At 37.1% G+C, this 17,980-nt stretch carries 13 protein-coding genes and 2 pseudogenes; 10 read left to right on the top strand and 5 right to left on the bottom strand.

Annotated features, from left to right (window positions below):
- The 3 genes and pseudogenes from ACQKMD_RS03805 to ACQKMD_RS03795 all read left to right on the top strand — a co-directional run.
- Positions 1 to 215: pseudogene (locus tag ACQKMD_RS03805) on the top strand (hypothetical protein); the annotation flags it as partial.
- A gap of 209 nt (positions 216 to 424) precedes the next feature.
- The gene (locus ACQKMD_RS03800) at positions 425 to 2,137 is read left to right on the top strand and encodes an ABC transporter ATP-binding protein (RefSeq protein ID WP_427749617.1); all 1,713 of its coding nucleotides are present in this window, start codon (positions 425 to 427) and stop codon (positions 2,135 to 2,137) included.
- Between the two features lie 13 nt (positions 2,138 to 2,150).
- A complete protein-coding gene (locus tag ACQKMD_RS03795) occupies positions 2,151 to 3,974 on the top strand; it encodes an ABC transporter ATP-binding protein (protein WP_427749615.1) in 1,824 nt (607 codons plus the stop codon).
- A gap of 56 nt (positions 3,975 to 4,030) precedes the next feature.
- Here the strand turns inward: ACQKMD_RS03795 and ACQKMD_RS03790 are convergent, their stop codons facing one another.
- Positions 4,031 to 5,098 (bottom strand): acyltransferase family protein, encoded by a 1,068-nt coding sequence (locus ACQKMD_RS03790; protein WP_427749613.1) that lies wholly within the window; start codon positions 5,096 to 5,098, stop codon positions 4,031 to 4,033.
- Positions 5,099 to 5,211: 113 nt separating this feature from the next.
- Between ACQKMD_RS03790 and ACQKMD_RS03785 the strand changes: the two genes are divergently transcribed.
- The 3 genes from ACQKMD_RS03785 (at position 5,212) to ACQKMD_RS03775 (ending at position 7,120) form a co-directional block, all read left to right on the top strand.
- Positions 5,212 to 6,075: a GNAT family N-acetyltransferase gene (locus ACQKMD_RS03785; protein ID WP_427749611.1), complete on the top strand. Its 864-nt coding sequence runs from the start codon at positions 5,212 to 5,214 to the stop codon at positions 6,073 to 6,075.
- A gap of 37 nt (positions 6,076 to 6,112) precedes the next feature.
- A complete protein-coding gene (locus ACQKMD_RS03780) occupies positions 6,113 to 6,721 on the top strand; it encodes a GDSL-type esterase/lipase family protein (RefSeq protein WP_427749609.1) in 609 nt (202 codons plus the stop codon).
- Between the two features lie 261 nt (positions 6,722 to 6,982).
- Positions 6,983 to 7,120, top strand: a complete 138-nt coding sequence (locus ACQKMD_RS03775) for a hypothetical protein (RefSeq protein WP_427749607.1) — start codon at positions 6,983 to 6,985, stop codon at positions 7,118 to 7,120.
- Between the two features lie 54 nt (positions 7,121 to 7,174).
- Here the strand turns inward: ACQKMD_RS03775 and helD are convergent, their stop codons facing one another.
- Positions 7,175 to 9,406 carry an RNA polymerase recycling motor HelD gene (gene helD / locus ACQKMD_RS03770; RefSeq protein ID WP_427749605.1) on the bottom strand — a complete coding sequence of 744 codons (2,232 nt, stop codon included), beginning with the start codon at positions 9,404 to 9,406 and terminating at the stop codon, positions 7,175 to 7,177.
- A gap of 174 nt (positions 9,407 to 9,580) precedes the next feature.
- On the opposite strand from helD, the gene ACQKMD_RS03765 reads away from it, so the two are divergent.
- Positions 9,581 to 10,300: a glycerophosphodiester phosphodiesterase gene (locus ACQKMD_RS03765; protein ID WP_427749604.1), complete on the top strand. Its 720-nt coding sequence runs from the start codon at positions 9,581 to 9,583 to the stop codon at positions 10,298 to 10,300.
- A gap of 360 nt (positions 10,301 to 10,660) precedes the next feature.
- On the opposite strand, the gene ACQKMD_RS03760 is transcribed toward ACQKMD_RS03765, so the two are convergent.
- Positions 10,661 to 11,683 (bottom strand): DUF2804 domain-containing protein, encoded by a 1,023-nt coding sequence (locus ACQKMD_RS03760; RefSeq protein ID WP_427749602.1) that lies wholly within the window; start codon positions 11,681 to 11,683, stop codon positions 10,661 to 10,663.
- Between the two features lie 305 nt (positions 11,684 to 11,988).
- Between ACQKMD_RS03760 and ACQKMD_RS03755 the strand changes: the two are divergent.
- Positions 11,989 to 12,480: pseudogene (locus tag ACQKMD_RS03755) on the top strand (amidase domain-containing protein); the annotation flags it as partial.
- Between the two features lie 85 nt (positions 12,481 to 12,565).
- On the opposite strand, the gene ACQKMD_RS03750 reads toward ACQKMD_RS03755, so the two are convergent.
- Complete coding sequence (locus ACQKMD_RS03750) at positions 12,566 to 13,150, bottom strand: glycerol-3-phosphate acyltransferase (protein ID WP_427749600.1); 585 nt, start codon at positions 13,148 to 13,150, stop codon at positions 12,566 to 12,568.
- Between the two features lie 96 nt (positions 13,151 to 13,246).
- Here ACQKMD_RS03750 and ACQKMD_RS03745 point away from each other — a divergent pair, with 96 nt between their 5' ends.
- Positions 13,247 to 15,070 (top strand): sensor domain-containing diguanylate cyclase, encoded by a 1,824-nt coding sequence (locus ACQKMD_RS03745; protein ID WP_427749598.1) that lies wholly within the window; start codon positions 13,247 to 13,249, stop codon positions 15,068 to 15,070.
- Positions 15,071 to 15,192: 122 nt separating this feature from the next.
- Positions 15,193 to 15,765, top strand: a complete 573-nt coding sequence (locus ACQKMD_RS03740; RefSeq protein WP_427749596.1) for a nitroreductase family protein — start codon at positions 15,193 to 15,195, stop codon at positions 15,763 to 15,765.
- Between the two features lie 791 nt (positions 15,766 to 16,556).
- On the opposite strand, the gene ACQKMD_RS03735 is transcribed toward ACQKMD_RS03740, so the two are convergent.
- Positions 16,557 to 17,939 (bottom strand): dipeptidase, encoded by a 1,383-nt coding sequence (locus tag ACQKMD_RS03735; protein ID WP_427749592.1) that lies wholly within the window; start codon positions 17,937 to 17,939, stop codon positions 16,557 to 16,559.
- Positions 17,940 to 17,980: the final 41 nt, after the last annotated feature.

The following is a 17,980-nucleotide window of genomic DNA, read 5'->3' as shown; positions in this document are numbered from 1 at the left end:
TTCGATGAACATTTCGCACCGACATGTGTACGCGAACATAGTTATCGTTACGATAGTTATGATAAGCAGTATGAAACGCTCAAATACACACAGCCCATCGCTCTGGGAAAAAAGCAAAATGTCATTTCCAATTGATTACACTGATTTACAACGCGAGCAAACTAGCAGTCGATCGTATCAACCAAGTTTTACGTGAACAACCAAACGTAGCTTAATTTTTAAAAATAGATTTTGCACTATGGGAGTAGTCTGTGCTCTAAAAAAATACGATTTATGAAATTGATTCATTTGAGTAAAAAATATTCTTAATATTATTCATCTAAATATTTCGAGTTTTTATTGCACAGACTATGGCTATTTTATGGCATAATAAGAAACAATTAAATAAATTTCGAGAGACGAAATGAATGTAGGAGGTTATACCGTGAAGACAATGTTTTCATACATAAAAACATACAAATGGTTTGCTTTTATCGCTATTTCACTCATGCTTGTCGAGCTTGCTGTCGAGCTAATTCAGCCATTAATTATTAAGAAAATCATTGATGATGGAATCGTTTTACAAGATCCTGCAACTGTTTGGTTATGGGGTGGCATAATGATGTTAATAGCTTTCCTAGGCTTTTTTGCAGGTATTACGAATTCATTTTTTTCAGCACATGCATCACAAAGCTTTGCCTTTGATTTACGAAATGCATTGTTTAAAAAAGTACAATCATTTACAATGACGACGTTTTTGAAGTTTCCAACGGCAGGACTTATTACGCGCTTAACAAGTGATGTGTCACAAGTGCAACAAGTTTTATTCATGAGTTTACGTGTCATGTTACGTACGCCTCTTGTTGTGATTGGTAGTTTAATAATGGCGTTTTATGTGAAGCCATCATTAGCCGTTTATCTTGTGATAGGTGCACCGTTTTTAGCCATTTACTTATTTGCAATGGTTCGCAAAGGGATTACATATTTTTCAGCGGTACAAAAGCGTGTTGACCGAGTCAATCGTGTAATTCAAGAGAATTTACAAGCGATGCGTTTAGTAAAGGCTTATTTGCGTGGCGTGTATGAAGCAAGTAGGTTTGAAAAAGTAGCCAATTCTTTAAAGATAGATACCTCAAAAGCGTTACGAACGATGGAGTATATTCAGCCAATATTGCTTTTAGTGATGAATGTTAGCTTACTTGTCGTTCTTTGGTTTGGAGCGGGTAAAATTGAGCAAGGAGAAACACAAATCGGTGAGCTTGTAGCGATTGTTAACTATGCACTGCGTATGACAGGTGCATTTTCAATGTTTTCATTTATTATCGTCTTTATTTCACGAGCGAAAGCATCAGCGGATCGTATGGAGGAAGTATTGTTAATTGATGAAGGCTTAGAGAATGAAGAGAAGGGGAAAGAGCAGTTAAAAGTTCGACAACACGGCACTCTTCGTTTTGAAAATGTATCATTTAAATATCCACAGATGGATGAATTTGTATTGCGTAACGTCTCCTTTGAATGTGGCCGAGGTGAAAAACTAGCGATTATGGGCGCGACTGGCTCAGGTAAATCGACATTGCTACAACTATTACCTCGTTTTTACGATGCAACTTCTGGAGATATCATTGTGGATGGGCAAAACGTGAAAAACTGGCCATTAGAAAAGTTACGTGAAGCAATTGGTTATGTACCACAACGGGCATTGTTATTCACAGGTTCTATCCGCGATAACGTGACCTGGGGTAAAACAGCTGCTTCGGTCGAACAGGTGCATGAAGCAACAATTCAAGCACAAATCCATGATTCAATTACGCATTTTCCAAATGACTATGAAACTAGAGTTGGTCAAAAAGGAGTAAATTTATCAGGTGGGCAAAAACAGCGATTATCAATTGCTAGGGCATTAATACGCAAGCCAGAATTCTTAATTTTAGATGATAGTACGAGTGCATTAGATGTTAAAACGGAATCGGCACTATGGAACGCTCTGGAGAGTGAAGAGGCAACAATGCTAGTTGTAACACAGAAAATTCTTACGGCAAAGGAAGCTGATCGTATTTTGCTACTAGAAGACGGATTAGTTTCAGCATTTGGTACCCATAAAGAGTTGATGGAGAATTCTATTTTGTATCAAAAGATTGCTACATCACAACAAGGATAGGAGGTGGATGATAATGCTTAAATCGATTCGAGAACCTTTTGGCTATAAAAATATTTTGACGAAAGAAGATATTCAAAGGCAACGAAAGAAGAAGGTGGACCGTGCAACAAATTGGAGTTCAACTCTAGGCCATATTTGGCGAATTGTTGATGAACAACGTGCACTATTAATTGTTGTTTTACTAATGGTAGTAGCGAGCTCGGTATTCTCATTACTAGGTCCTTATTTAATTGGTAAAATTATTGATAATCACATTATGAAAACTCAGTTTGCAGGCTTGTCTAAGCTAATATTTGGTTTGATCGCGATCTATCTAGGTTTGTCATTATCTTTGTTTCTCCAAAATTATTGGATGATTGGTATTGCACAACAAACAATTTATCGTATGCGTACAGCTCTATTTACAAAGTTGCAAAAGCTACCAATTACATTTTTTGATAAGCGTCAACATGGCGAGTTAATGAGTCGCATGACAAATGATATTGAGAATGTTAGTTCGACCTTGAATAGTACATTTATTCAAGTATTCTCAAGTGTTTTAACATTAGTCGGGACGCTAGTTGTTATGCTCTCAATGAGTCCACTATTAACATTATTGACGATGATCATTATTCCAGTTATGTTCATTGCTACAAGATGGATTACACGCCGTACTGGTAAGTTATTTAAAGAACAGCAAACAGCATTAGGTGCGTTAAATGGGATGATTGAGGAGTCGATTTCAGGACAACGAATTGTTAAAGCATTTTCTCAGGAGCAGCGTATGATTGAAGAATTTGCAGAGAAAAGCACTAAGTTACGACAAGTTGGCTTTTGGTCCAATGTTTACTCAGGTGGTATTCCAAAGGTCATGAACCTATTAAATAATGCAAGTTTTGCCATTGTTGCAGGAGTTGGTGGTTTATTAGCTTTGAAGGGCCAAGTTACAATTGGGACGATTGTGATATTCTCAGAATATGCACGTCAGTTTACGCGCCCTTTAAACGATTTAGCGAACCAGTTTAATAATGTATTATCTGCAATTGCAGGTGCAGAACGTGTTTTTGGGATTATGAACGAAGAGGAAGAGAAGGATTTAGCTTCAGACAAGATCACCCATCAACTACAAGGTGACGTAAAGTTCAACAATGTCTCGTTCAAATATGAGCAAACAGATGAAGCACATACGATAAAAAATGTTAGCTTTCATGTAGAAGCAGGGCAAACAGCTGCTTTAGTAGGTGCTACTGGGGCTGGTAAAACGACTATTTTACAGTTACTCGCACGTTTCTATGAAGTAAATAAAGGTGAAATTACTATTGATGGTACACCTATTCAAGCACTGTCACGTCAAAATTTGCGCAGTCAGATGGCATTTGTTTTACAAGATCCGTTTTTATTTGAAGGAACGGTGAGGGAAAACATTCGATATGGTCAGTTAAATGCAACAGATGAAGAAGTGGAAGAAGCCGCACGTAAAGCTAATGCCCATGATTTCATTATGAAATTGCAAAATGGTTATGATACATTTCTGTCTGCTGATGGTGCTGAAATTAGCCAAGGTCAAAAGCAGTTATTATCTATAGCAAGAGCACTTGTAGCAGACCCTGTAATCCTATTGTTAGATGAAGCGACGAGTAGTATTGATACGGTAACAGAGTTGAAAATCCAAGAAGCTCTAGAACGTTTAATGCAAGGGCGTACAAGCTTTGTTATTGCACATCGATTGAATACGGTACGACAAGCTGACATCGTCTTTGTCATGAAACAAGGTGAACTTATTGAAGCAGGCAATCAACAGGAGTTGATTGATAAACAGGGGATATATTATAAAATGTTAGAAGAATCCAATGCATAACTGTTGGTAGAAAGAAAAGGTATTCACCCATTTCATATGGATGAATGCCTTTTTGTTTACGTGGTAAATAATTTTCCCTTAAAGAGAAGAGGGCGTTTTGCATGAATATCTCCGATGAAGAATAATCCATATGGGATGAATTTCTTTATAACTATAGAGCCTGTGATAGATATACCCAGACATAGAACGGTATAGCCAATGAGACCGTAATCAAAAAAATTATTCATTTGTTTATCTACTGAAATATGCATATACATAATAGTGACTGACTGCATTTCGATAAAATGGAAGGCTTTAAATGGTGTGAAGCGCGTAATGAATTGGAATATCCCGAAAATTGCAATGATAAAAATAAAAGGAATGATAAGATCCAATAGCGCATGATTGTAATGGATAAACTTCAAACTTAAGTGATAGTCAAATTGATCAACCCAAGTTAATCGCATTGCTAAGAGAGCATTAATTGTACAAACTGTCCAGAGGGGTAACTGTATGTGTAAAAGTAAATCTTTTGCATAATAGCCAATGGCGAAGTAGACCACTGTTATAAGCGTAATATCTAAATTCCATAGCATTGGAATAGTTTGCGAAGTTTTATCAGATGCTCCTCCAATAACATCTATTATAAAGTAGCTTTGGATATGAGCGATAATATAGCATAGTGTAAGTATACTAAATTGATAGAATCGGCTTAAATATTTTGTTAGTAATAAGAATAATAAATAAGTAAAGAATAAGACCGTTGTAAACCAGAATACACCGTAAGATCCTCGTGCATAACGCCCACCAATAATGAGCGTACTAAAATCCTGTACATACCATGAAATATCGGTATTTCCATAAGCGAATGCTAATACATAACGAATGCATGTAATAAGCAATAGGAAGAATAGGTATGGAATCATCAATTGCATAAATCGCTTTTTAACAGCTTTACGAATAGGCTCGTCCTTTGAAATCGGTTTGAAGAATAATCCACTCAACACGAAGAACGCTGGCATATGGAACCAATAGATATATTGTAAAAGTGGGTGATCCAAGTCTCCAGGAAAATGACCAACTACTACTAAAATCATTAAAAACCCCTTAGTCACATCAACCCAAGCTAATCGTTTTTTTGTCATTGTAAAACCTCCATTTCGATATTCAATACCCGTAAAAGCCAAATGGTAGTCGCCTAATTTGATAATTTGTTATCATTTAGATGACAAAACAATTACAATGAGGTGGTTTCAATTTGAATATTTTTATAATGAAAGCAACATATCCTATTGATGGTGAAACTTACGAGGAAGTTTTACAGTTATTGCAAAAATCTGAACTTGAAGATAAACTAAAATACAAAATTGTGATGAACGAGAGTAGCTGGTGCAATCCTGAGGCATATGGCTTTCTAGTGCTTGCTTATGATGATGACAAAGACGAATTAGTCGGTGTAGCTAGTGCAGTTGATCCGTTTGGTTTCAATACATTTGAATGGTCAGCAGTTGTAACTCCTATGTATCGTGGAATGGGTATAGGTAAACTACTAGTTGAGAGCATTGCAACTGGGTTTACTGAGCGCAGTACTGTTGGTGAATTAGCACTAACATTAAACGGTGAAGAGGGGCGTAATTTCATCGAAGCACAAGGCTATGAGTATAGTTTTTCAGAAGCGACACTACGAGCAGGTGCTGAGTATACAGATATTCCTAGTGATTTAACGATTCGCTTATATAATGGGGAGCGCGATGCACTTGTTACTATTTTTGAGTCTGGATTTAATGATTTACCAGAAGAAACAGACAATCTAATTGCTGAGAATACCTCAAGAGAAGGTCGCATATTATGGGTTGCAGAAAAAGATGGGCTAGTCGTTGGTACAGTGACGTCCGTTGAAGAGAATGACATCCAATGGGTAACTGCACTAGCAGTACATCCTGATTTCCACCGTCAAGGCATAGGAGCTGCGCTGTTAGCATGGGTCAAAAATATTGCTGTCAAAAAAGAGCAATCGACAGTTTTACTTGATGTTGAGATTGAAAATGAGCAAGCACTAACTGTTTATGAACGAGCAGGATTTGAGAAAATACAGCAGGTGGATTATTTTGCGAAAAAATAAATTCATGAATAGATAAATAGCATAAGGGGATTATTAGATGAAAATCATATGTTTTGGAGATAGCATTACAGCACGTAAAGAAAACTATCCTAAACCGGTTTTAACATCCATGTTAAAGCTGAAAATGAAACAGCATCAATTTATTAATGCTGGAGTATCTGGTAATACAACGGAGCAAGCTAGAGTTCGTTTTAAGAAGGATGTACTATCAAAAAAACCTGATGTCGTTACGGTATTATTTGGAGGGAATGATTCTGCAAAGCACAAATTAATACCAATTGGCACGTTTAAGTCTAATATCCGTTACTTTGTTCAACAAATTGGAGCTAATCGCACAATTCTTATTACCTCTCCACCGGTTGATGAATCATTACAACCAAACCGTAAAAATAAGAGGTTGAAAGAATATGGTCAAGCAGTCAAAGATGTTGCAGAAGAAACAGGATGTCATGTCATCGATTTTTTTGAAATTCTCTACAATAAGCCAAATTACAAGGAGCTTTTAGTAGGTATAAAAGATGATGGCTTACATTTCGGAGAGGCAGGTTACGACTTGTTGTCGGATGAGATAGTAGCAGAAATTAAAAAAATGAAAGATGTGAGTAAGAAAGGTTTCATCCAAAGAATTTTGAATATCTTTAAATAATACAAAAAATACCAAGCGAATCGTGGTTTGCTTGGTATTTTTAATTTGCAAAGGCATTATAAGAAGTGCTTAAAACGATAAGCTATATAAGGACAGTTTTAGTGTCATAATGATCTAAATCATTTATTTTTTGTAATTTCATCTAAAAATTCAGAATTAATAATAAACTTTTCTAAAAATATACATAATTAGTCGATAATAATCATAAACTAATGGTAATGTTAAGAAAGTACAAAAACCATCGCAAAGGGGAGATCTACAATGAGATTACCTGCACTAGGAAAAGTCGATGTAAAAAACGAAATGCAATTAAAAAAAGAGAAAAAGGGCATCTTCCGAAAGATTATGAATATCTTTTCAAAAAAACAAAATTATTATCCTCTCTCTGCGAGGAAATAAAAAGAGGCTTCCAATTGTCGGTTTGCAATCGACTTTTGGAATGCCTCTTTATTTTTATTCTTCTAATAAAAACGCACTGCGTGAAGAACCAACTAAATGTAGTTCATGCATAGCACGAGTAACCGCTACATATAAAAGCTTACGATCAAGTGCTACGTCACGGAACGGTTTTTCGATAGATGTTACTATAACTGCATCGAACTCTAGACCCTTTGCTAAATGACTTGGTATGACAAGAAGCGCTTCTTGATCTATCTCAGATGATTCAGATAAGGTTTGTGCCAATACGCCGGCATTTTGCAATGTCTTTGTATAGTTCATTGCTTCGTCAGTTGCTTTACAAATGAGTGCAATGGAACGATGCCCTTTTGCTCTAATTTGTTGATGAATTTCTTCAATTGCTAATGGGTCAATTGTTTTCATCTCATGGAAAGTTGGTTCATCACCATGGCGGACAACCGGTTCTACAAGTGGTAAATCTTCACCCATTTTCGATAAGATCTCATTTGCAATAGCCATAATTTCAATTGTTGTACGATAGCTTTTTTGCAAAGTTTTATAAGTAGCGCGAGGGAATAGTTCGCGTACGGGCGTCCAGTCCGTTAAGGAGCGGTAGCTATGTATTCCTTGTGCCAAGTCGCCTACCATAGTGAACATATCCGTTTCAAGACCTTCTTTTAAAGCCGCTAACTGGAATAAGCTGTAATCTTGCACCTCATCGATGAAAACAACGCGCATTTTCCATCTTTCGTTGACTCCTTTAATTTTAGCATGCAAATAGAAGATGGCAGCCAAATCTTCTATTGCCCAAGTTTCTTTCATATGAGCGTTGATAAATTGCTCATTCTCCGCTTCCGACCATTCGGGAGATAACTCTTTTTGTAAATCATAATTCGTCAAAAACTCACGATACAATGCTTTTATTTTATGCTTTTTAAAGCGCTTCATATAATTTGAGCAAGTAGACTTAGCCTGTTTTTCAACAGCTGGAATACGTACATCACGTTCATCAATCCATTTTGTCACTGTTTGTTTTCGTTTGTCTGCATCTTGAATACCGAACAATGCCTTATCCAAAATGTCATCATATCTTTTATTTAAGGAAAGTAGTATTTGCTTTTTCTTTTGTCTTACATAATTTTGAAGAACAGCTTTAATACGGTCGATTCGCTTTTCAATTGGCATATAGGCAAAGTCTTTTAAAAAAAGTTTTCTTAAATGTGATCCTGTTAAGATACGATACTTTTCAATATAAACGTCTTCGAATTGGTCAGCTATTTCGGATTCGATTCTTTTTAAATAGCGATCCATAACATCTCGATAAGCAAGGGAACCTTTCATTCTGGTCAGCCATAATACTGTTGAATCGATCGTGTCTTCGCTCACAAGTTTTTCAAGTTGTTCATTTGGATTTTGGATTTTCAGCTTAATATCAGTTGCTTTTTGCACATAATCTGAGTAGGTCGTTTGGCAAATTTGATCGACACCAAGCTCAGGTAAAACATCGCCAATATATTCGATAAACAGTTGGTTAGGTGCTAAAATCATAAGTTCTTTTGCGTTGAAATGTTCACCCATGGTATATAAGAAATAAGAGATTCTATGGAGTGCAATAGTCGTTTTTCCTGATCCAGCAGCACCTTGGACGAGTATTGGTTGTTTTAAGTGAGCACGAATAACATCGTTTTGTTCAGCCTGAATCGTTGACACAATCTCAGTCAGTCGTACATCAGCTTTACCAGCGAGCGCGTCTTGCAACAGTTCATCATTAGTTGTCAGATCAATATCCTGGACATCTAATAACTTGCCTTCTTCAATTTTATATTGTCGTTTTGAAAAGAGGTGCCCATTGTATTCTTCGTCATGTACTTTATAAGTAAGGTCACCAAGGCGCCCGTCATAGTATACGTTTGCGACAGGAGAACGCCAGTCGACGATGATAGGCTCTTGCGTTTCACGATCAAAGAGAGAGGTTTTACCAATATATAGTTTCTCTGCAGGTTCGCCTTCCTTTTGAAAGTCTATACGGGCAAAATAAGGTTTTTGCTTAACTGCTTCAAGTCCTTCTTTTTGATCACGTGCCATTTCAAAAAATCGAGCATTCGTTAAAATATTGAGGTAGCTTAAACTTGAATCTAGGTATTCTAAATCAGACATCGATTTTCGAATACTGTCCTGTGCTGATTGTAGGTCACGTTTGGATTCTTCTAAGAGTTTTAGCATATAATGTTTTGTGTAAGCCAGGCGCTGAGCTTCTTGTTCAAAATCGGGATGCTTCTGTGTCATTTACAGTCCTCCAATTTGGCAATTTTGCGTCCTGTTGAAGATGTTGGGGTTTTGATAGCAATGATAAATATTACTACATGAATTCAGAGAGTACAAGTAAAAGTTTTCAATTGTCTGGAAAATTTAGAAAGTGTAGCATAAAGTTAACGAATATATCTTTGGAGGAAATAATTTATGAAAATATTTGCACATCGTGGTGCTTCAGGTGATTTTCCCGAAAATACACTATGCTCTTTCCGTGAAGCTGCAGGATTACCCATATATGGTGTTGAATTAGATGTCCAACGTACAAAAGACGGCGTTCTCGTGATTAATCATGATGAACGTATCAATCGCACTTCAAATGGAGATGGCTATATCCGTGATATGACATTTGAAGAACTACGCTCATACGATTTTGGGTCGTGGAAAGGCAAACAATTTGTAGGAGAGAAGATTCCGACTCTGCAGGAGGTATTGGACATTTTCAAAACGACTCATCATATGATTAATATTGAATTGAAAACGGATGTCTTTTTATATCAGGGAATAGAAGATGATGTAATAGCCATGCTCGAAAAAAATGATATGTTAGACCGAGTTGTCTTTTCATCATTTGATCATGAAATTGTCGAACGAGTATTGAAAAAAGCACCACAGAATGAAGTAGGGGCATTATTCATGAAAATATTAGTGAACTTACATGAGTATGGTGTAATGCTGGGCACGGATGCATTACATGTTTCATTAGTAGCAGCTAAGCGCGAAGCCGTTAAAACAGCAATTGAACGAGGTAATATAGTTCGCGTTTATACAGTGAATACAATAGAAGATTATGACTTGATGAAAAAACTCGGAGTCGAGGCTGTTTTTACAGATTATCCTGAGAAAATGCATTTGCATGGGAATAGGTGATGAATTATATGTGCTCAGGGAAAGATTGGCGTTACTCGGGAAAGATTAGCGCTACTCGGGAAAGATTAGCGCTACTCGAGGAGATTATCGCTACTCGGGGAAAGACTAGCGCTACTGGGAGGAGAATTATCGAAAGACTATCGCTACTCGAGGAAAGATTAGCGCTACTGGGGGAGATTAGCGCTACTCGAGGAAAATTATCGCTACTCCAGGAGAATTATCGTTACTCGAGGGAGGATTATCGCTACTCGGAGAAAGATTATCGCTACTAAAAACAATCCACTCCCACCATCCCATCATATCTCTAGCGTACCTCAAAATAAAAGGACAGCCTCTCAATCAAATAGGAGGCTGTCCTTTTTACCATTTAGCTAAATGTTCTTCTGCGGTGCCGAGTAGTTGTTGGATAGGTAAGTAACAGCCACTGTCTAATCGGACGTGGCCATTGAAATAGCCGACCATTTGATGAACTTCAGATTTTATAACTTTGGCATTTGTTGTAGCGATACGTTCAAAGAAAGGTGTGAAAGTAAGTTGAACGTCATCCGTGAATTTAGAATTAATATGCCAAGGTTGCATAAAATCTTTTGTATTGTATTCGAAGATGACATCTTCATGGATTTTAGTCATTTTACCATCTAGGAATATAGCATTTTCCGTCATGCCGGTACCATCTGTCCATTGACCACCTAAGTTTAGGCCGATCCGGTGATCTCTCCATTTTTGGGAAGCCATAGCCCAGTTCCAAGTTGCTTCACGTGGCCAAATGCCACGACCATAGTCGAGTACTGCATAACACTCTTCTTCTTGAAAATTATAACGTTTTTCTCCTATTTTAACGTAACCGTTTGTTGGTAATGAATGGTGTTTTCCGGTGAATTGAAATATTTGGCGATTCCAAGGGATAACCACATTTAGAGAGTCGTCGTTTACAGGGTGTTTGATTGTTAAGTCTGCATGTAGTAAATCGCCATCAAAATCAGGTATAGTGACAGTCATTTGTGTTTCATTTTGCGCGTATAGCAGCTGGATTTTCATATCTTCATGAATGAAATTTACAGTTTCTAATACGTTTGTAGGCATTTTCACTTTATTGCCCAATGGAATTGTTATCGTCTTTTCAAAGTAACGTTGCGTTTCGTAATCAAGGAAATAGACGAAACAAACAGCAGCATAATCTAAATGGCTAATTGTTGCAGAGAACATAATTTCATCTCCGAAAACACACCAATAATTCCATTTCTTTTTACGCATGAAATGGCCTTTCAAATTACTATTGATAATCGGTTTTCGAGCGAATCCTATGGCAGCGGGATTTAGATTACCCTTCTTATCGCATAATAATGTCGACTCAACAATTTCTTTTTCTGCGTGCTGTGACAATTTTAAACACCCTTTCAAACGTAAAATAGGAGAAATAAATAAGTTGTTTTCATTGTACCAAATTTTTGACTTATTTTGGGCGAATCAAATAAGGAATATTGCAATTGTTGTATAAATGTAAAGGCACTGACAAATATCATAGAAATGTAATAAGTTGAGTAATAATTTGAGGTTCTTTATAAATAGATAATTTTCGTGTAAACGACTTTAAATGACAAGATGACTATTGTATATAATCTTTTGCAATACCAGAGATATTCAACAAGGGCAAGGCATATACATGACTAAGGAGGTGTGATGGAGCGGTTTACAATCGACAAGCAGCTGTCGCTTACGCCGATAAATGGTGGGACAGCTACAATCCAGCATTTCCGCGATTTGAGGTGGATTGTACGAATTATATATCGCAATGTCTTTTTGCAGGCGGTGGACCGATGTGGGGATCGCCAAACCGATCGGAGGGCTGGTGGCTAAAAGGAGGTAATTGGAGTTTTAGTTGGAGTACATCGCATTCATTGCGATGGTATTTAGAAACTTCAAAGAAGGGACTGAGGGGAAAGCGAGTTGCATCTGCCTATGACTTAGAGCTAGGAGATGTTATTTTTTTCGATTTCCAAGGTGATGGAAGAATAGATCATTCTGTTATCGTTACAAGTATTCAAGATGGTGTACCTCATGTGAATGCCCACACATTCAATAGCTTTCATCGACCATGGGAATATAAAGACTCGAGTGCCTATACACCGAATATGAAATACTACTTTTTTCACATAGAAGATGTTATATTACCAATATAATAAAGTACCCGACCTATTCAATGGATAATAGGTCGGGTTTGCTGTGTTTTCAAAAAAAGCAGGCTATTAAATTGATGCTTTTTTGTTATCTTTTCGATTGCCAAGCTTTTTCTTGATAGGACTCAATAATGTCAGAGCGATGCTTGTAAAGAATGATTAGAATAATAAGAACGATTGGCCAAGCAACTGGTAAACATCCGCTGTATATAATCCATCCGATATAACATAAATATCCAAAAATCATACTTAATGTTGCGCTTTTTAAGAACGGAAAGGGAATTAAAAAACCTACTACAAAAGCTGAAAATGGAAGGGGATTAAAAGCAAGCGCAACACCCACAAATGTTGCAATTCCTTTACCTCCATTACCCTTTAACCAAATAGGAAATAAGTGTCCGATAATAACAAGGGCTCCAGCGACTGCAATTGTGAATTGAGTTTCTTTCAAAAAGTAACCGAGTAAAACAATAAGTATCCCTTTGCCACCGTCGCCAAGGGAGGTCGCGAAGAATGCATATTTACCAATAACTGCACCAGCATTCCTAGCACCTAAATTTCCACTGCGGTGTTCACGTAAATCGATGTTTTTCCATTTACCGATCCACCATGCAGTCATGAAAGTACCGACTAAGTAACTTACTAGCCAATAACAAATCGTCAAATAAGACATACCAAATCCTCCAGACTCTTTTTTACAGTATGTAGGAAAAACCACTATGAAAACAACCCTTTTTTAACCTATTATCAAATTTTTGGAGGAGTATAATTGAGAAAAATAAGTGTATTACTACTATTATTTGTATTCATCCTCAGTGGTTGTTCATTAATCGATTATGAAACTAACTACCACATGAAAAACGGCTTATTAGTACTCAAGAATGCAGATTTAACAGAGAGTACCGTAATTCCATTACGTGGTGAATGGCTATTTTTTACTCAAGAAATACTATCTAATAAAGAGATAGAGAGGCGGGTAAAAACGTCGAATTTAGATAAGGGATATTTACCAAGCACTTGGAATGATCAATTAGGGAGTGATAATGGCTACGGAACATTTGCTTTCTATTTGCAAATTCCTAAAGAGCAGGTTAGTTATACATTTGCGCTTTCTACAGATTTCCAATCAAGCGCCTACACCTTATTTGTCGATGGAAGGGTCATTTCATCAAGTGGTTCTGTAGGTACTTCTAAAGATACATCTACTCCTTCTATTACCCCTAGAATTGGCTATTTTATTCCCAACTCAGAGAAGATTTTGGTTGTTTTACAAGTTTCTGATTTTGAAGACATTGTTGGTGGTCCAAGTAAAGATATTTTATTTGGCCAAGCGAATGCACTAGTCAATTACCATTTAGATCAACAAGCTGCTTTGTTATTTATGAATGGCAGTGTAATTATTATAGGGATATACCATATAATTGTGTTTTTTTATAGGAAAACTGAACGACCTTTTCTTTATTTTGGTTTGTTGAGTCTATTTATTGTGACCCATTCACTTTTCCTAGGACCGATGCTCTTACAAATGCAATTCTCATATTTGTCTTGGTTTTTACTAAAAAAGATAGAGTACTCATTAATCTATGGTGCCGTTCTTCTATATATGGTCTTTATTTATCGACTATTTCCAAAAGAAGCGGGTAAGAAGACTGTTTATATAGTTATGGCAATAACCATGCCACTACTATTACTAATTTGGGTAACACCACCAAGCTTTTTTATACCTCTATTCTTTGCCGTATTTCCCCTTGCTTTTATACTTATGATTTTCATAACGATTATATTAGTGAGGGCTGTTGTAAATAAAAGACCCACTTCTCTAATGAATTTAATAGCGAATTTGTTATTTTTCATAACGGTATTGAACGATTATTTGTTTGCAAAGGGTCTAATAGATACACTTATGCTTTCAATTTTTGGGTTTTTCTTCTACGTCATTTTGCAAGCATTCAATTTAAGTCGCAATTACGCAAAAAAATTCCATGAGTCTGAATTACTTAGTAATGAATTGATGACGTTAAATACATCACTTGACGAAAAGATTCATGAAAGAACATTAGAACTACAGAAAAAAAATGAGCGATTGAAGCAATTGACTGAACTAGACGGTTTAACCGGTATTAATAATCGTCGCTATTTTGACGACCGTCTGCCAATCTGTTTCCGCGAAAGTTACAAAGACAAGTGGCCACTAACATTACTTATGATTGATATTGATGAATTCAAAAAATATAACGATACATATGGTCATCTAAAAGGTGACGATCTTATTTGCCATACAGTGAATATAATGAAAGATATTGTCGCAGAAAAAGGTGTTATTTGTCGTTATGGTGGAGAAGAATTCGCTATCATTATTAGTAAAATGGATGAGGGTGAGGCGATGATACTTGCTGAGAAAATACGCAGTTCAGTTGAAAATGCTAAATTTGAACATAAAGGCAGAAGCGATATGAATTTTGCGACCATTAGCATCGGAGGCACTACGACATCTATGCATTTATTTGAAATAGTAAGTGCCTTCATCGAAACAGCCGACCAAGCACTTTATAAATCAAAAAATAACGGTCGCAATCAAACGAACTTTTTATAATTAAATGATGTCATTTTTTGTTTTTTTTAATGAATATGGTATGGTGGATAGTGATGCATACATATCTCGTATGATGAACTAACTGCCAAATTATGAAGATTAACAGAGTAGGAGTGATGGAAATGAAGGAACAATCATTAACCGTAAAAGAGGCAATTACACAACGCCGTTCCATTAAAATGTTTAATGGGCAACCAATAGATCGCGAAGATTTAATGTCTATAATAGATGACGCAGTATGGGCACCTAATCACGGTAACCGTCAGCCTTGGCGTTTAGTTGTGGCATGCGGTCCCGAGTTAGAACCATTAAAAGACCTTATTCGTGAGTTCGTTGTACCGAACTGGAAAGAGCTTACTGAAGATGAACTTCAAAGTAAAATGAGTAAATTCTCATTACCAGGTGCCTATGCATTTGTAGCCGTTCCAGAAGATGCTCGACAAAAAGAACGTTTAGAAGACTTTGCTGCAGCAAGTAGCTTCATACAAAATATGCAATTACTTGCATGGGATAAAGGAATCGGTGCATGCTGGAAAACTCCTGCTTGGCTAGATAATCCAAAATTCCGCGAGCCAATGGGCATTAAACCCGGTGAACGCATTATAGCCATGTTACAGTTAGGTTACTACGATCTTGTACCAAAAGATAAACCACGTAAATTAGCAACAGAAATTGTAACGATTTTTGGAGAATAGAATTATATACGAACCATAGTTCTTCTATGGTATCAGAGATCCCACATTCGTTAACTAAACGTATGTGGGATTTCTTTGATTCAAGGATCAGATGAGATGTTAGGAATTTAATGAATAGGTTAAATGAGAGCTCGAAAGACACAAAAGAGAGCGAATAGGTTAAATCAGAGCTCGAATGACGCAAAAGGAGAGGCGAGTAGGTTAAATGAGAGCTCGAATGACACAAAAGGAGAGGCGAGTAGGTTAAATGAGAGCTCGAGTGACGCAAAAGAGAGCGAGTAGGATAAATGAGCGCTCGAATGACGCAAAAGAGAGCGAGTAGGTTAAATGAGAGCTCGAATGACGCAAAAGGAGAGATGAGTAGGTTAAATGAGCGCTCGAGTGACGCAAAAGAGAGCGAATAGGATAAATGAGCGCTCGAATGACGCAAAAGGAGAGATGAGTAGGTTAAATGAGCGCTCGAATGACGCAAAAGGAGAGATGAGTAGGTTAAATGAGAGCTCGAATGACGCAAAAGGAGAGATGAGTAGGATAAATGAGAGCTCGAGTGACACAAAAGGAGAGATGAATAGGATAAATGAGAGCTCGAGTAACGCAAAAGAGAGCGAATAGGTTAAATCAGAGCTCGAATGACGCAAAAGGAGAGATGAGTAGGTTAAATGCGATTTTAAGCAATGCAAAAGAGGGGTTCAAGTAATGCGAATTAAGTACTAATTTCAGGTTATGTCGATTTTTCTCATCAAAAAACCGCCCCTATATATTAAAAGGAGCGGATTAATATAATTTCTTACTTATAGGGTATCCTTATCAATTGCAGCTACTTCATAGTAGTAGTCGCAGATGACGCGAAGTCCTTTGTCGTAATTTTCTAGATGGAAGTGCTCATTTGGTGCATGGAAGTTTTCGGTTGAAAGTCCGAAGCCCATCAGGATTACTGGCGTTCCTAGAATTTCATCAAATGCCGCGACGATTGGAATTGAACCACCACCACGAATATATGCTGTAGGTGTATTATATATTTTTTCGTAAGATCGGCCAGCAGCTTGAATTAGTGGATGATTCATTGGTGTAATGAATGGCTTACCTTTATCAAATTCAGTAACTGTAATTTCAACACCAGCTGGCTTGTGAGTAGCGATATGTGCACGTAGTTTTTCTACGATTTCTTCAGGGTCTTGATTAGGAACAAGGCGACAAGTTACTTTTGCACCGGCTTCTGCAGGCAAAACCGTCTTAATACCTTCTCCAGAGAAACCGCCAAATACGCCATTTACTTCTAGTGTTGGGCGCGCCCATGTATGTTCTAGATATGAGTATCCTTTTTCGCCGAATAATTCGCTCACACCAATTTCTTCTTTGAGACCTTCTTCGTCAAAGTCTAAAGCACGAAACGCTGCACGTTCTTCGTCAGTCAGTGGAAGAACATTATCATAAAAGCCTTCTACTGAGATAGTGCCATCTTCATCATGGAAGGATGTCAAAATATCCGCCAAGGCATGTATTGGATTTTGTACACCGCCTCCATAAAGTCCAGAATGTAGGTCACCTTTAGCTCCGCGAATATCTATTTGTACGCCAGTTAATCCACGCAAAGCATAGCAAACTGCTGGTTTCCCGGGAGCGTAAAGGCCTGTATCTGAAATTAAAACTAAATCTGCTGTTAGGTAATCTTTATGCTTCTCAACGAAAGCTGGTAAGTTTTTACTACCGATTTCTTCTTCACCTTCGATTAAAAATTTCACGTTAACGGGTAGCTCACCTTTTATTTGCATTAAAGCTTCAATGACTTTAATATGCATGAACACTTGCCCTTTATCGTCACTTGATCCACGTGCATATAAAATATTGTCGCGAATCTCAGGCTTAAACGGCTCGCTATCCCATAGGTTTAAAGGGTCAACAGGTTGTACATCATAATGACCATATACTAAAACAGTTGGTTTGCCTTTAGCGTGTAACCAATCTGCAGTGACGGCGGGGTGGCCACCAGTTTCATTAATTGTTATGTTTTCTAAGCCAACTTTTTTCATAGCATCTCCTAAAAAGGAAGCGGCTGTTTTCATATCTTCTTTGTATTCAGATAAAGAACTAATACTAGGAATAGCTAAAAATTGTTTTAATTCTTCTAAATGTTCTTCGCGTTTGGTAGTGAAATATCGGTCTATACTATTCATAATTATCCCTCATTTCGAAATATTCGATAATAAAAATAATT

It is taken from the genome of Viridibacillus sp. NPDC096237 (genome assembly GCF_050278625.1).
GTDB lineage: Bacteria > Bacillota > Bacilli > Bacillales_A > Planococcaceae > Viridibacillus.
The sequence above is the reverse complement of the archived record's forward strand: the minus strand, read 5'-3'. Positions and strand labels throughout refer to the sequence as shown.

Excerpts from the sequence above, each read along its gene's own strand:
- ACQKMD_RS03790 (WP_427749613.1), bottom strand. The coding sequence starts at position 5,098 with ATGACAAAAAAACGATTAGCTTGGGTTGATGTGACTAAGGGGTTTTTA.
- ACQKMD_RS03735 (WP_427749592.1), bottom strand. The coding sequence starts at position 17,939 with ATGAATAGTATAGACCGATATTTCACTACCAAACGCGAAGAACATTTA.
- helD (WP_427749605.1), bottom strand. The coding sequence starts at position 9,406 with ATGACACAGAAGCATCCCGATTTTGAACAAGAAGCTCAGCGCCTGGCT.
- ACQKMD_RS03765 (WP_427749604.1), top strand. The coding sequence starts at position 9,581 with ATGAAAATATTTGCACATCGTGGTGCTTCAGGTGATTTTCCCGAAAAT.
- ACQKMD_RS03775 (WP_427749607.1), top strand. The coding sequence starts at position 6,983 with ATGAGATTACCTGCACTAGGAAAAGTCGATGTAAAAAACGAAATGCAA.
- ACQKMD_RS03780 (WP_427749609.1), top strand. The coding sequence starts at position 6,113 with ATGAAAATCATATGTTTTGGAGATAGCATTACAGCACGTAAAGAAAAC.
- ACQKMD_RS03740 (WP_427749596.1), top strand. The coding sequence starts at position 15,193 with ATGAAGGAACAATCATTAACCGTAAAAGAGGCAATTACACAACGCCGT.
- ACQKMD_RS03795 (WP_427749615.1), top strand. The coding sequence starts at position 2,151 with ATGCTTAAATCGATTCGAGAACCTTTTGGCTATAAAAATATTTTGACG.
- ACQKMD_RS03750 (WP_427749600.1), bottom strand. The coding sequence starts at position 13,150 with ATGTCTTATTTGACGATTTGTTATTGGCTAGTAAGTTACTTAGTCGGT.